The 13714-nt window shown below is 69.2% G+C and carries 9 protein-coding genes; 4 read left to right on the forward strand and 5 right to left on the reverse strand.

Features of this window, described 5'->3' with window-relative positions; all coding sequences use genetic code 11:
• Window positions 1–318: 318 nt before the first annotated feature.
• From CFB43_RS13045 to purT, 3 genes are all read right to left on the reverse strand, one after another.
• Entirely contained in the window at window positions 319–699 is a 381-nt protein-coding gene (locus tag CFB43_RS13045; protein ID WP_089440710.1) for an MliC family protein, read from the reverse strand.
• 81 nt (window positions 700–780) lie between these two features.
• Window positions 781–966, reverse strand: coding sequence for a DUF6726 family protein (locus CFB43_RS13050; RefSeq protein ID WP_089426022.1), 186 nt, complete (start codon window positions 964–966; stop codon window positions 781–783).
• Window positions 967–984: 18 nt separating this feature from the next.
• Entirely contained in the window at window positions 985–2199 is a 1215-nt protein-coding gene (gene purT / locus CFB43_RS13055) for a formate-dependent phosphoribosylglycinamide formyltransferase (protein ID WP_043189007.1), read from the reverse strand.
• Window positions 2200–2412: 213 nt separating this feature from the next.
• On the opposite strand from purT, the gene CFB43_RS13060 reads away from it, so the two are divergent.
• Window positions 2413–2958 (forward strand): META domain-containing protein, encoded by a 546-nt coding sequence (locus tag CFB43_RS13060; RefSeq protein ID WP_089440712.1) that lies wholly within the window; start codon window positions 2413–2415, stop codon window positions 2956–2958.
• A 177-nt stretch (window positions 2959–3135) separates the two neighbouring features.
• On the forward strand, window positions 3136–7920 hold the full coding sequence (locus CFB43_RS13065) for a DNA translocase FtsK (protein WP_089495370.1): 4785 nt from the start codon (window positions 3136–3138) through the stop codon (window positions 7918–7920).
• Between the two features lie 99 nt (window positions 7921–8019).
• On the opposite strand, the gene CFB43_RS13070 is transcribed toward CFB43_RS13065, so the two are convergent.
• Window positions 8020–9264, reverse strand: a complete 1245-nt coding sequence (locus tag CFB43_RS13070) for a lactonase family protein (RefSeq protein ID WP_089495371.1) — start codon at window positions 9262–9264, stop codon at window positions 8020–8022.
• A gap of 166 nt (window positions 9265–9430) precedes the next feature.
• On the opposite strand from CFB43_RS13070, the gene CFB43_RS13080 reads away from it, so the two are divergent.
• Together CFB43_RS13080 and CFB43_RS13090 are read left to right on the forward strand one after the other, a co-directional pair.
• Complete coding sequence (locus tag CFB43_RS13080; RefSeq protein ID WP_089495372.1) at window positions 9431–11260, forward strand: glycoside hydrolase family 15 protein; 1830 nt, start codon at window positions 9431–9433, stop codon at window positions 11258–11260.
• Between the two features lie 212 nt (window positions 11261–11472).
• Window positions 11473–12954 (forward strand): polyhydroxyalkanoate depolymerase, encoded by a 1482-nt coding sequence (locus tag CFB43_RS13090; RefSeq protein ID WP_089495373.1) that lies wholly within the window; start codon window positions 11473–11475, stop codon window positions 12952–12954.
• A gap of 88 nt (window positions 12955–13042) precedes the next feature.
• Here the strand turns inward: CFB43_RS13090 and CFB43_RS13095 are convergent, their stop codons facing one another.
• Window positions 13043–13675, reverse strand: a complete 633-nt coding sequence (locus CFB43_RS13095) for a TetR family transcriptional regulator (RefSeq protein ID WP_039370405.1) — start codon at window positions 13673–13675, stop codon at window positions 13043–13045.
• Window positions 13676–13714 lie beyond the last annotated feature (39 nt).

Consider the following 13714-nt stretch of genomic DNA (forward strand, 5'->3'; position numbering starts at 1 on the left):
CCGTGCGGACTCCGTTCGGCGCGAATGCCGGCGGAAAGGGCCGTATTGTAGCACTGCGCGGCCATCTGTCCGTGACAACGCGGCGAACGGCCACAACGGCGGTTCGCGCGACGGGCCCGGGGTGGCCCGCGCGGTAGACGGATGACCCGATCGGAAGCCCGATGGGCCAGGGGATGATTTCAGGGGTCGGATCCCTAGTCGCCAGCCCGATCGCCCGCGGCCAGGCCGCTTCCCCCGGCCGTCAGGCACCGAGAGCCGAGAGCCGGGAGCCGGGAGCCGGCCGGCACCGGCAGCACGATCCACGTTCCCGCCCGGCGCTCAGCCCTTCTTCTTTTTCTTCTCCACCTGTACGCAGTCGCCCAGCAGCGGCGGCGCGCTCTGGTCGGCGATCTCGTCGCGCAGCGTCGCCTCCTTGCCCTTCGTCCACCACGTATAGCGGCCGGCCTGGTAGCGCGCGCCCGACGCCGACACGGTGTCGACGAACAGCATCTGCTTCCCGTTGACCGGCACGAGCGCGAAGCTCTGGCCGTTGCCCGCGAGCCAGTACGACACGCGCACCGGCTGCTTCTGGTTCGCGCACTGGTAGACGGTGAACTGACGCGAATCGGCGTCGATCTCTTCGACGGTCAGCTGTGCGGCATGCGCGACGGAAACGGCCGTGCCGGCGAGCGCGAGCGCGGCGAGGGTTTGGCGAATCATGCAGGTCCTCTCACGAGACGGGTGGAAACGCGCCCTCGCAGGGCACGTGATTATTGTTGGCGATCGGGTCGGGTAGCGTGATCAGGGATCGATGACGTCGGCACACGCGTCGGTCGGTGCGGCCGCGACATGGCCGACGAGCGGCACGATCTTGAGCCCGGCCGAGGCCACCCGGCACGGTGCGGCCGCGAGCCCGCAACCCGCGAGGTTCACTGCAAGCGCCAGCGCGACGGCCAGCTTTCCGATACGCAGCCACTTCGGCGTCATCGTCCTCTCCTGATTACGTCAGCGGGCCGACACCGGCCGGACGGCCGCGGCGGCGCGCTTCGCGCGTTCGCGGGCTTCGTCGACGGTCGCGCCGGTCGCCAGCGCGACGCCCATGCGCCGCTTCGCGAAACTTTCCGGCTTGCCGAACAGGCGCAGGTCGGCGCCCGGCACGGCAAGCGCGTCGCGCACGCCCTCGAACGCGATCCCGCGCTCGTCGAGCCCACCGTAGATCACGGCCGACGCGGCAGGCGTACCGAGCGCCGGATCGACCGGCAGCCCGAGAATCGCACGCGCGTGCAGCTCGAATTCCGACTGGCGCTGCGACGCGAGCGTGACGAGGCCCGTATCGTGCGGCCGCGGGCTCACCTCGGAGAACCACACGTCGTCGCCGCGCACGAACAGCTCGACGCCGAACATCCCGCGCCCGCCGAGCGCCTCGGTGACCTTGTGCGCGATCTCGCGCGACTTCTCGAGCGCCACCGCGCTCATCGGCTGCGGCTGCCACGATTCGACGTAGTCGCCCGCGACCTGCACGTGGCCGACCGGCTCGCAGAAATAGGTGCGCGTGGCGTTCGTCGCCGGATCGATCGCGCGCACGGTGAGCTGCGTGATCTCGTAGTCGAAATCGACGAAGCCCTCGACGATCACGCGGCCGTGGTTCACACGCCCGCCCGCCATCGCGTAGTCCCACGCCGGCTTCACGTCGGCCTCGGTCTTCACGACCGACTGCCCCTTGCCCGACGACGACATCACGGGCTTGACGACGCACGGCATGCCGATCTTCGCGATCGCCGCGCTGAACGCCTCGAACGAATCCGCGAACGCATACGGCGAAGTCGGCAGGCCGAGCTCCTCGGCCGCGAGCCGGCGGATCCCTTCGCGATTCATCGTGAGCTGCGTCGCGCGCGCGGTCGGGATCACTTCGGCGAGGCCGGCCGCCTCGATCGCCGCGAGCGCGTCGGTCGCGATCGCCTCGATCTCCGGCACGATCAGGTGCGGGCGTTCGGCTTCGACGATCGCGCGCAGCGCGGCGGCGTCCGTCATGTCGATCACGTGCGCGCGATGCGCGACCTGGTGGCCCGGTGCGTCCGGATAGCGGTCGACCGCGACGACTTCGACGCCGAGCCGCTGCAACGCGATGATGACTTCCTTGCCGAGCTCGCCGGCGCCGAGCAGCATGACGCGCGTGGCCGAGGGTGAGAGCGGCGTACCGAGCCGCTGACCGATCTGCATGTGATTACCCGCTTCTGGTGGAGGACGAAAACGGCTCCGATGTTAACACGCGCCACGGCGCCGGTTTTGCGCGTTTCGCCGCGCCGGCGCCCGGCCGCGGGCCGCTCGCGAGCAGGCTGCGAACGTTTTCACGCGTGAAGTGTCGGCTCGCCTGCCGCGGCACGGGTGCGTTACTCTTACGCCTTGATCAGAATCCGATGAGGAACGAGGCTCATGTCCCACCTGTCCGCCGCCGCACGCGCCCGCACCGGCCTGCTTCGCCCGCTGCGCGCGCCGCTCTGCGCGTTGACGCTTGCCACGCTTCTCGCCGCCTGCGCGATGCCGACCCACCCCGATTCCGCCGCCCCCGCACCCGACCCGTACAACCCGGCGGCCGTCCAGCTGCTCGACGACACGAGCTGGGAACTCACCAGCTGGCTGAATGCCGACGGCACGCAGCGCGCGATCCCGCACGGCGACAACGGCGAGCCGATCAAGCTCGCGCTGTCGACCGACTCGGGCATCCGGCGCGCCAGCGGGTTCTCGGGCTGCAACCGCTACATGGGCACCTACGCGATCAAGAACGGCCTGTTGAGCTTCGGGCCGCTCGCCGGCACGCGGATGGCCTGCCCGAATACGCTCGGCGGCCAGCTCGAAACCGCGTACCTCGACGCACTCGCCCACGTCGACAAGACCGGCGTGCAGATGCGCGAGCCGCAGCAATTGCAGATCGTGACCACGTCCGGCGCGACGTTGACCTTCACGCACCGGAGCCCCTGATGCAGGGCGCGCGCGAAGGCCGACCGACCGCCTTCGCCTGGCGCGCCACGCGCGTGTGCCGCGCACACGCGTCGCGCGGCGTGAATCGGATGCACGCCGCGTTAGAGTCTTGTTCGCCGGCCGGTTAAACTCGGCGGGTCGCGCCCCGCGCGCCCCTCCCCACTCCTGTTTCAAAGCATGCACACGGTTGTCTTCGGCTGGTTCGGCATCTCCGCCGTCTGGTTCCTCCTTCTCTTCTGGCGTCTCGTGCAGGCGATGCTGCCTGGCGGTGTCGGGCTTGCCGGCCGCGGCTCGATCCGTCTGTGGCTCGGCTTCGCCGCGGTGTTCGTGGCGAGCTGCACGCTGACGAGCCCGCTGTCGGGCCCCGATACGAACGCGCTCGGCCATGCGTTCTCGACAGGCTTCGCCCACGTGCTCGGCCCGATCGGCACGCCGGTCGCGATGGTCGTGCTGTTCTTCGCCGGGCTGCCCTGGCTGACCGGCATCGGCTGGCGGCAGTTCGCCGCGTGGGTCGATACGTCGTTCGGCGTCAAGCTGGCGCGGGACGGCGGTGACGACGAAGCACGCGGCATCGCCGACCTGCCGCGCAGCGCATTGCATCGCGACGACGACATCGTCCAGCCGACCACCGCGCATACCGTCAATTCGATGGCGCCCCGCCAGAACGGCCGGTATTCGCGCCCGACGCTGTGGAAACCCGACCCGCAGGCGCGGCCGAAGCCGCGCAGCAGCACGCCTGCGCGCCCGCACGTGGAACCTGTTGCGCCGTCGGGCTGGTTGAAGCCGGCCGCGCCCCAGCGCAGCATGCCGACACCGCCCGCGCCGATCACGCCGGCCAGCGCGATGCCGCCGCCGACGACCGGCAGCACCGCCAGCCTCGCGCGCGCAGCCGCGAACGCGCAAGTCCCGCGCCCGGATCCAGCCCCGCTTCCTGCCGGATTCGAACCTGTCCGCCCGCGGCCGACTGCCGCGCGGCCGGCTACCGCCGCGTTGAAGCCGGCCCCGCCGCGTACCACGGTCACGCCGCGGCCGGCCATCGCGCAGCCGCCGCGCCCGCCCGTACGCCCCGCAGCTGCAGTCGGTTCGGCCGGCCTGACGCAGGATGCGGCACGACGTCGCCCGCCGCAGCCCACGCCGGCGCGTGCACCGCTTTATGCCTGGACGGAAAAACCCGCCGCGCCGATCACGCCGGCGCCGAGCGTGCACGACACGCTGCGCTCGATCGAAGCCAGCACCGCGCAGTGGGCGACGCTGGGCGGTGCGCAGGACGATGCCGGGCACGCGGCGGCGGCAGCGGCAACCGTGGCCGGTGTGGCCGCGACGGCGGCCGGCATGGCAGCGCCGGCAGCCGCGGCCGTGCCGGCCAGGATCGCTTCCGCGGCCCACGGCCTCGCAGCCCGTGACGCCAGTACTCCGCTCGCCCACGATCCGGCGCCGGCGTACGACGACAACGCACCGATCGTGCTCGATGCGTTCAATCCGGCAGCCCCCGCCGTCCAAGCACCCGTCGCCGATGCGGGCGCCGTGGCAGTCGACGGCGCCGCACCGCACGCGGTGTCGAATACCGGCAGCGACGATGCCGCGTTCCCGCATCACGCCAATGACGAGATCCGGCACGCCGACGATGTCGCTGCCGCTGCCGTACCGGCATCGGGAATCTCGCCCGCGCCGACGTTCGACGCACCCATCGACCTCGCGCCGTGGGAGGACCTCGCCGGCCAACCGGTTTCCGCGTTCGACGCATCCGCCTGGAACCCGGTCGCCGAGTCATCGACCGATGCGACGGAACCGGAACCGGCCCATGCCGCCTTCGCGCAACCCGGGACCGAGGCGGTTCACGACCTCGCCGCGAGCAACCCGGCATCCATCGATACCGACGACAAGTACACGGCGCATCCGGCTCCTGCAATCGATCGCACCGTATCGGCCAGCGTGCCTCCGGGCATCGCCAATGCACACGCCGACGTGAAACCCGCCGGGAACAGCGTGCCGTTCGCGGCCCTCCCCGCTTCGCCGATCGTCGAAACGACGCCGCGCGCGAATGCCGAAACCAGGCCGTTTGCGGCGGCGGCGCCGGCCGCATCGAGTGCCGCACTGGAAGCTGCCAAGTCGGATACGGTGGAACCTGCAGCGCCGCTGGCGGCAACCGCTGAAGGCACCGCACGGGCGACAGCATGGACGTGGACACCTGCGACGGCGCAACCGGCCCCGACGAATACGCCTGTCACCGCGGAATTGCCGAAATCGCCGGTTGCCGCTCAACCGTTTGCCGCCGCGCAAACGGCTTCGGCAAGCACTGCGTCGCCGCTCGTCGGCACCGCGTACGGTTCGACCGCACAAGCGCCTGCATCCGCTTCAGGCATCGCGCCTGTCGCCGTTACCGCTTCGTCGGATGGTGTGAACGACACGGCATCCGGTTCGCCGGCTCAACCGGCTACGTCGACCGTTGCAGCCGTTCCGTCGGCATCTGCGATCGGCGTAACCGGCGCTGCGTCGACCTCGCTTTCGCAGCCTGCCGCTTCGACATCGAACACTGCTCCCGTCGCGCCAGCATCCCCCGTCGGCGTGACCGGCGCTGCGTCGGCTTCGCTTTCTCAGCCGGCCGCTTCGGCATCGAACACTGCACCCGTCGCGCCGGCATCTGCGATGGGCGTAACCGGCATGGCGTCGACCTCGCTTTCGCAACCAGCCGCTTCGGCATCGACCGTTGCGGGCACGACTTACGGCTCGTTCCCCCGCGCATCAACACCCGCATCGCCCGTTGCGCCCGCCGTGACGCCGTCGACGGCCAGCCCGACAGCCTCGGCATCCGGTTCGAGCACGCCGGCGATCGCTACCACGACACCCGTGAATGTCGTGTCCAGCTCGGTCGCGGCTCCCTCCGCCGCGCCTGCCCCGACGCATCCGGCCACCCCATCGACCTCGTCGACCGGTACGACATTCGGCACCTTCGCCCCCTCCGGCGCAATCGCATCGCAGTCGGCCGCAGGCCTGCCCGTGCCGCCGGCCCCTGCCGCCACGACGGCAACGTCCTCCGGCGTAGTCGCACCGATCGCCACCGCCGCGGCCACCCCAGCGCAACCAATCGCCAGTTCGCCCGTCGCTCCGGCCGGCTCGCTGACGTCCTTCGGCGCAACCACTGCGGCGCTGGCTCCGTCGATCGGTTCCGCACCCGCAGCCGTCGAAGCCACGACGTTCGCCCCCCCGGCCGCCGCGAACTCGTCGCCGGCAAGCTGGTCCGTGTCGAACGTCTCCGCGGCACCGTTAGCCGCATCGCCCGTAGCAACGCCGCAACCCGCTGCAACGATCCCCGGCGCGAGCCTGTCCGTACCGGCGATCCCCACTGCCCCGCCGGCCGAAGCAACCACCCCGGCAACCGAACCGGCCCCGCCTGCCGCAGCCGGCTCGCCCGCCCCCGACACCCCCGCGCGCCAGCCGCGCCCGAACGCATTCGAATTCCACGCACCCGCGTCGTTCAGCGTCGAACTGCCGACGCTCGACCTGCTCGAGCCCGCGTCCGCGTCCGGCGACATCGAAACGATCACCGACGAACACCTCGCGCAAACCGCGCAGGTGATTGAACAGCGGCTGCAGGAATTCAAGGTGCCGGTGACGGTGGTCGGCGCGTCCGCCGGCCCCGTGATCACGCGCTTCGAGATCGAACCCGCGCTCGGCGTGCGCGGCAGCCAGATCGTCGGGCTGATGAAGGATCTGTCGCGCGGCCTCGGCCTCACGTCGATCCGCGTCGTCGAGACGATTCCCGGCAAGACCTGCATGGGCCTCGAACTGCCGAACGCGAAGCGGCAGATGATCCGCCTGTCGGAAATTCTCGAGTCGCGCCCGTACCAGCACTCGGCGTCGCAATTGACGATCGCGATGGGCAAGGACATCACCGGCCACCCGGTCGTCACCGATCTCGCGAAGGCGCCGCACATGCTCGTCGCGGGCACGACCGGCTCGGGCAAGTCGGTCGCGATCAACGCGATGATCCTGTCGCTGCTGTACAAGGCGACACCCGAGGACGTGCGACTGATCATGATCGACCCGAAGATGCTCGAGCTGTCGGTCTACGAAGGCATCCCGCATCTGCTCGCGCCGGTCGTCACCGACATGAAGCTTGCGGCGAACGCACTGAACTGGTGCGTCGGCGAGATGGAGAAACGCTACCGGCTGATGTCGGCCGTCGGCGTGCGCAACCTCGCGGGCTTCAACCAGAAGATCCGCGATGCCGAAGCGAAGGAAAAGAAGATCGGCAACCCGTTCTCGCTGACGCCCGAGGATCCGGAGCCGCTGTCGACGCTGCCGCTGATCGTCGTCGTGATCGACGAGCTGGCCGACCTGATGATGGTCGCCGGCAAGAAGATCGAGGAACTGATCGCCCGCCTCGCGCAGAAGGCGCGTGCGGCCGGCATCCACCTGATCCTCGCAACGCAGCGTCCGTCCGTCGACGTGATCACGGGCCTGATCAAGGCGAACATCCCGACGCGCGTCGCGTTCCAGGTGTCGTCGAAGATCGACTCGCGCACGATCCTCGACCAGATGGGCGCCGAATCGCTGCTCGGAATGGGCGACATGCTGTTCCTGCCGCCGGGCACCGGTTATCCGCAGCGCGTGCACGGCGCGTTCGTCGCGGACGAAGAAGTGCACCGGGTCGTCGAGTACCTGAAGCAGTTCGGCGAGCCGCAGTACGAGGAAGGTATCCTCGACGGCCCGGCCGCCGACGGCGCGACGCAGGACCTGTTCGGCGATGCGCCGGACGCGGAAGCCGATCCGCTGTACGACGAAGCCGTCGCGTTCGTCGTGCGCACGCGGCGCGCGTCGATCTCGTCGGTGCAGCGGCAGTTGCGCATCGGCTACAACCGCGCCGCGCGCCTCGTCGAGCAGATGGAGGCGGCCGGGCTCGTGTCGCCGATGGGCATCAACGGCAGCCGCGAGGTACTCGTGCCGGCCGCGGCCGACTGAGCGCTGCAACCGGTCGGCCGCCGGCAACCGATACGGGCGCGCCGGGAAACCGGCGGCCCCGAAAAACGAAGGGCGCTGCATCGCAGCGCCCTTTTTCATTTACAGCACCGGCACCAGCTTGAAGTCGACCGGCTTGCCGACCGCCACCTTCTGCGGATTCGGGCCGAGCTGCCCCGTTTCGACATTGCGGCTGAACACGTAGAACGTATCGCTGTCCTGGTTGCCGACAATCAGCCACTTGCCGGTCGGATCGATCAAGAACTCGCGCGGCGTCTTGCCGAGGCTCGACTGGCGGCCGACCTGCTTCAACCGGCCGTCGGCCTGGTTCACCGCGTAGATCACCAGGTCGTTCGCGTCGCCGCGGTTGCTCACGTACAGGAAGCGGCCGTCCGGCGACAGGTGGATCGCGCCGCCGCCGACCTTGCCCTTGAAGCCCGGCGCGGTCATCGACACGGTCTCGACCGGCGTCAGCTTGCCGTCGTGGTAGCCGAACACCTCGACCGACGCGTTGAGCTCGCTCGTCACGTACGCATACCGGCCGTCGGCGCCGAACACCATGTGGCGCGGGCCCGAGCCCGCCTTCACCGGCGTGTAGCGCGTGTCGGTCGGGCTGATCAGCCCGCGGCTGCCGTCCACCGTGTAGCGGTAGCCGTAGATCTTGTCGGCGCCGAGATCCTGCACGAACAGGTAACGGCCGTCCGGCGAAAACACCGTCGAATGCACGTGCGCGCCGTCCTGGCGGCCCTTCACGGGCCCCGTGCCTTCATGGTGCACGGTCAGCGCGGCCTGGCCGACCGCGCCGTCGTCGCGCAGCGGAAACACCGCGAAGCTGCCGCCCGGATCCTTCGCGACCGAGTAGTTGGCGGTCACGAGGTACTTGCCGTCGGGCGACAGCGCGAGATAGCAGGGATCGTTCCCTTCCGACGACACGCGGTCGATGAAACTCAACGCGCCCGTCTTCGCGTCGAAGCGGAATGCGCTGACGCCGCCGCGCGTGGTCGCCGGCCCGTCGTCGCCGGGCAGTTCGTTGACCGCGTAGACGGTGCGACCGTCGCGGCTCGGCAACAGATACGACGGATTCACGGTCTTCGCCGACGACACGGGCGCGACGCTGCCGGTTTTCGTATCGAAGCGGTAAACATAGATGCCGTCGCTGCCGCCCCCCGTATAGGTGCCGACGAGCAGGTTGTAGACGCCGTCGGCCGGGGCGGGCGATTGCTGCGCGAATGCGTGGGTCGCGGAAAGGGAGAGCACGATCGCGAAACCTTTCATCCAGTGAGCGAGCCTAAGCGGGAACCCTCGTGTCGAAGCGCGTGCGTCACGCTCGCGTAAACGGTTGGGCATTGAATCCTCCTTGCATCGAGTCGCTTCAAGTGTTGAGATAGGACGAAACGCCGGCCGTTCATGCGCTCCGCCGCCCGGCCGAGTATACGGGGCGCGGTGCCAGCGCGTGAAGCCTTGGCCGCCGCCGTCCGCATTGTGAACTCGAATACCCAAGGATCGCCTGCCCATGCCTGCCCTGATCGAAGACTACGCCCTCGTCGGCGACGGCCACACTGCCGCGCTGATCGCTAAAGACGGCTCCGTCGACTGGCTGTGCTGGCCCCGCTTCGATTCGGGCGCCTGCTTCGCGGCGCTTCTCGGCACCCCCGAGCACGGCCGCTGGCTGCTCGCGCCGGCCGCCGACGCCGCGGTCACGCACACGACGCGCCGCTATCGCGGCGACACGCTGATTCTCGAAACCGACTACGAAAGCGCCGACGGCGCCGTCACCGTGGTCGACTTCATGCCGCCCGGCAACGGCTGGTCCGAACTGGTGCGGATCGTCGTCGGCCGCCACGGCACGATGAAGATGCGCATGGAGCTCGTGTTGCGCTTCGACTACGGCTTCTCGATCCCGTGGGTCACGCAGCTGACCCGCGAGGACGGCATGAAGGCGATCGCGGGCCCCGACACCGTCGTGCTGCGCACGCCGGTGCCGCTCACCGGCAAGAATCTCCACACGCTCGCGGAATTCACGGTGAGCGCGGACGAGCGCGTGCCGTTCTCGCTCAGTTATGCGGCGTCGCACCTGCGGCTGCCGCCCGCGCGCGATCCGCTGTCGATGCTCGCGCGCACCGAGAACTACTGGCTCGAATGGTCGGGCCGCTGCCAGGTGCAGGGCCGCTACGCGGCGGCCGTGCGCCGCTCGCTGATCACGCTGAAGGCGCTCGCGTACGAGCCGACCGGCGGCATCGTCGCCGCGCCGACCACGTCGCTGCCCGAGAAGATCGGCGGCAACCGCAACTGGGACTACCGCTACTGCTGGCTGCGCGACGCGACGATCACGCTGCTCGCGCTGATGCGCGGCGGCTACTACGACGAGGCGCGCGCGTGGCGCACGTGGCTCGGCCGCGTGATGGCCGGCTCGCCCGAGCAGATCCAGATCATGTACGGGATCGCCGGCGAACGCCGGCTGCCGGAAATGGAGCTCGACTGGCTGCCCGGCTACCAGGACTCGAAGCCGGTGCGCATCGGCAACGGCGCCGCGAACCAGCTCCAGCTCGACGTGTTCGGCGAGGTGATGGCCGCGCTGCACCTCGCCCGGGTGGGCGGCCTGCAGGCCGACGACACGGTCTGGTCCGTGCAGTGCGCGCTGCTCGACCATCTCGAGAAGATCTGGCAGGAGCCCGACGAAGGCATCTGGGAAACGCGCGGCGGCCGCCGCCATTTCACGTTCTCGAAGGTGATGGCGTGGGTCGCGTTCGACCGCGCGATCAAGTCGGCGGAGATGTTCCGGCTGCCCGGCTCGCTCGACCGCTGGCGTGCGCTGCGCGACCAGATCCATGCCGACGTGTGCGCCAACGCGTGGCACGAAAGCAAACGGGCGTTTGCGCAGAGCTACGGCAGCGACGAGCTCGACGCCAGCGTGCTGCTGATGCCGCTGCTCGGCTTCCTGCCGCCGGAAGATCCGCGCATCGTCGGCACGGTCGAGGCAATCGAGCGGGAGTTGCTGCACGACGGGCTCGTGATGCGCTACCGCACGACCGACTACGACGACGGCCTGCCGCCCGGCGAAGGCACGTTTCTCGCGTGCAGCTTCTGGCTGGTCGACAACTATGCGCTGCTGGGCCGGATCGACGACGCGCACCGCCTGTTCAGCCGGCTGCTCGCGCTGTCGAACGACCTCGGGCTGCTCGCGGAGGAGTACGACCCGGTGGCCGGGCGGCTCGTCGGCAACTTCCCGCAGGCGTTCTCGCACGTGGCGCTCGTGCATACCGCGATGAACCTGATGCACCACGAGGACGCGATGGCGCGCGCGGCCGGCCAGCCCGCGCCGGCCGTGGCGACGGGGCGCTGAACGGGGGCGCGAGCGGCTTGGTCAGATAACGTCAAATCGCAAAACTTTGATGAAAAATCGGGGAAATGTTGCATTGCACCACCCATCGTTGTCCGATATGATCGACGCGATTGTCCGGCTGCAATGCAACATGGCCGGTCGCTGACCCACACGGCACGCCGCGACGCCCCACGCCGCCCTTGCGCTCCGTCCCCCACGCGGGAGTAGTCTGCATGCTTTACCAACTGCACGAATTCCAGCGCGCCATGCTGAGCCCGCTGACGGCCTGGGCCCAGGCCGCTTCCAAATCATTCGCCAATCCGTCCAGCCCGTTCTCGCTGATGCCGGGCGCGACGCGGATGGCCGCCGCGTACGAGTTGATGTACCGGCTCGGCAAGGATTACGAGAAGCCCGAATTCAACATTCATCAGATCGTCAAGGACGGCCACAACATCCCGATCGTCGAGCAGACGATCGTCGAGAAGCCGTTCTGCCGGCTGCTGCGCTTCAAGCGCTATTCGGACGACGCCGACGCCGTCACGCAACTGAAGGACGAACCGGTCGTGCTGGTCTGCGCGCCGCTGTCGGGCCACCACTCGACACTGCTGCGCGACACCGTGCGCACGCTGCTGCAGGATCACAAGGTCTACATCACCGACTGGATCGACGCACGGATGGTGCCGGTCGAGACCGGCCCGTTCCACCTGCACGACTACATCGCGTACATCCAGGAGTTCATCCGTCACATCGGCGCGCGCAACCTGCACGTGATCTCGGTGTGCCAGCCGACGGTGCCGGTGCTCGCGGCGATCTCGCTGATGGCGAGCCGCGGCGAGGACACGCCGCTCACGATGACGATGATGGGCGGCCCGATCGATGCGCGCCGCAGCCCGACGTCGGTGAACTCGCTCGCCACGCAGCACTCGACCGCATGGTTCGAGAACAACGTGATCCACACGGTGCCGGCGAACTATCCGGGCGAAGGCCGCCAGGTGTATCCGGGCTTCCTGCAGCACACGGGCTTCGTCGCGATGAACCCGGAGCGGCACGCGCAATCGCACTGGGATTTCTACCAGAGCCTGTTGCGCGGCGACGAGGACGACGCCGAAGCGCACCGCCGCTTCTATGACGAATACAACGCGGTGCTCGACATGGCCGCCGAGTATTACCTCGAGACGATCCGCGTCGTGTTCCAGGAGTTCCGCCTGGCCGAAGGCACGTGGGACGTCGAAGGCGAGCGCGTGCGTCCGCAGGACATCCGGCACACCGCGCTGATGACGATCGAGGGCGAACTGGACGACATCTCGGGCAGCGGCCAGACGCACGTCGCGCACGAGCTGTGCACGGGCATCCCGCAGGACCAGCGCCGCAGCCTGACCGCCGAGAAGTGCGGTCACTACGGGATTTTCTCGGGCCGCCGCTGGCGCACGATCATCTATCCGCAGCTGCGCGATTTCATCCGCGAGCATGCCCCGGAGCCGAAGCACGGTGCGACGAAGGATGTCCCGGAAACGCCGGCCGCCAAGACGCTCGCCGCCGTGCCGGCCGGCGACGCACCGGCCGAAACGACGCGCGCCACCACGGCGAAGCGCACGCGCGCGAAGGCGCCGGCGAAGGCCGCCGCCCCCGCCCCCGCCAAGGCCGCACCGGCCGCGAAACGCGCCGCCGCCGTCAGCCCGCGCGCAAAAGCCGTGCGCACGCGCAAGGCCGCCTGACGCACCGCGTTCCGACGAAAAAACGCCGCCGTTGCCTGCGCACGGCGGCGTTTTTACATCGGGCGCCCGCTTCGGCGCGGTCAGCGCATCAGCGCCGCAGCAGATAGGCGAGCAGCACTTCGGTGTTCATCCGGACCATCTCCGCGCGCTCGTCGGCATCGGTGAAGTCGCGGCCGAGCGTCGCGGCGAGCGTGAAGCGGTTCGACACGATGTAGTAGCCGAGCCCCGACAGCGTCACGTAGAAGCGCAGCGGATCGACGTCGGTGCGGAACAGCCCGGCCTTCTGGCCGCGCGTCAGCACGTTGCCGAGCTTCGCGACGATCGGCGACATCATCTCGCGGATCCGCGTCGACTTGTGCAGGTAGCGCGCTTCGTGCAGGTTCTCGTTGTTGATGAGCCTGAGCAGTTCCGGATGGTCGCGGTAGTAGTCCCAAACGAAATGCGCGAGCCGCGTGACGGCTTCGACCGGCGCGACGCCGTCGAGATCGAGCTCGCGCTCGGCCTCGGTCAGCGCGGAGAACGCGTGTTCGAGCACCGCCGTGAACAGCTGTTCCTTGCTGCCGAAGTAGTAATAGAGCATGCGCTCGTTGGTTTCGGCCCGGCGCGCGATCTGGTCGACGCGCGCGCCGAACAGCCCTCCACTCGCGAACTCTTCGGCTGCCGCCATCAGGATGCGGCGGCGCGTACCTTCAGGATCTCTTTTGATTTTTGGCTGATTCATGGTGGCGTTTTGCTATGTGAGCCGCTTGATCCGGACCGG

It is taken from the genome of Burkholderia sp. AU15512 (genome assembly GCF_002223325.1).
Classification (GTDB): Bacteria; Pseudomonadota; Gammaproteobacteria; order Burkholderiales; family Burkholderiaceae; genus Burkholderia.

Excerpts from the sequence above, each read along its gene's own strand:
- purT (WP_043189007.1), bottom strand. The coding sequence starts at position 2,199 with ATGCAGATCGGTCAGCGGCTCGGTACGCCGCTCTCACCCTCGGCCACG.
- CFB43_RS13095 (WP_039370405.1), bottom strand. The coding sequence starts at position 13,675 with ATGAATCAGCCAAAAATCAAAAGAGATCCTGAAGGTACGCGCCGCCGC.
- CFB43_RS13090 (WP_089495373.1), top strand. The coding sequence starts at position 11,473 with ATGCTTTACCAACTGCACGAATTCCAGCGCGCCATGCTGAGCCCGCTG.
- CFB43_RS13065 (WP_089495370.1), top strand. The coding sequence starts at position 3,136 with ATGCACACGGTTGTCTTCGGCTGGTTCGGCATCTCCGCCGTCTGGTTC.
- CFB43_RS13060 (WP_089440712.1), top strand. The coding sequence starts at position 2,413 with ATGTCCCACCTGTCCGCCGCCGCACGCGCCCGCACCGGCCTGCTTCGC.
- CFB43_RS13070 (WP_089495371.1), bottom strand. The coding sequence starts at position 9,264 with ATGCCCAACCGTTTACGCGAGCGTGACGCACGCGCTTCGACACGAGGG.
- CFB43_RS13045 (WP_089440710.1), bottom strand. The coding sequence starts at position 699 with ATGATTCGCCAAACCCTCGCCGCGCTCGCGCTCGCCGGCACGGCCGTT.
- CFB43_RS13080 (WP_089495372.1), top strand. The coding sequence starts at position 9,431 with ATGCCTGCCCTGATCGAAGACTACGCCCTCGTCGGCGACGGCCACACT.
- CFB43_RS13050 (WP_089426022.1), bottom strand. The coding sequence starts at position 966 with ATGACGCCGAAGTGGCTGCGTATCGGAAAGCTGGCCGTCGCGCTGGCG.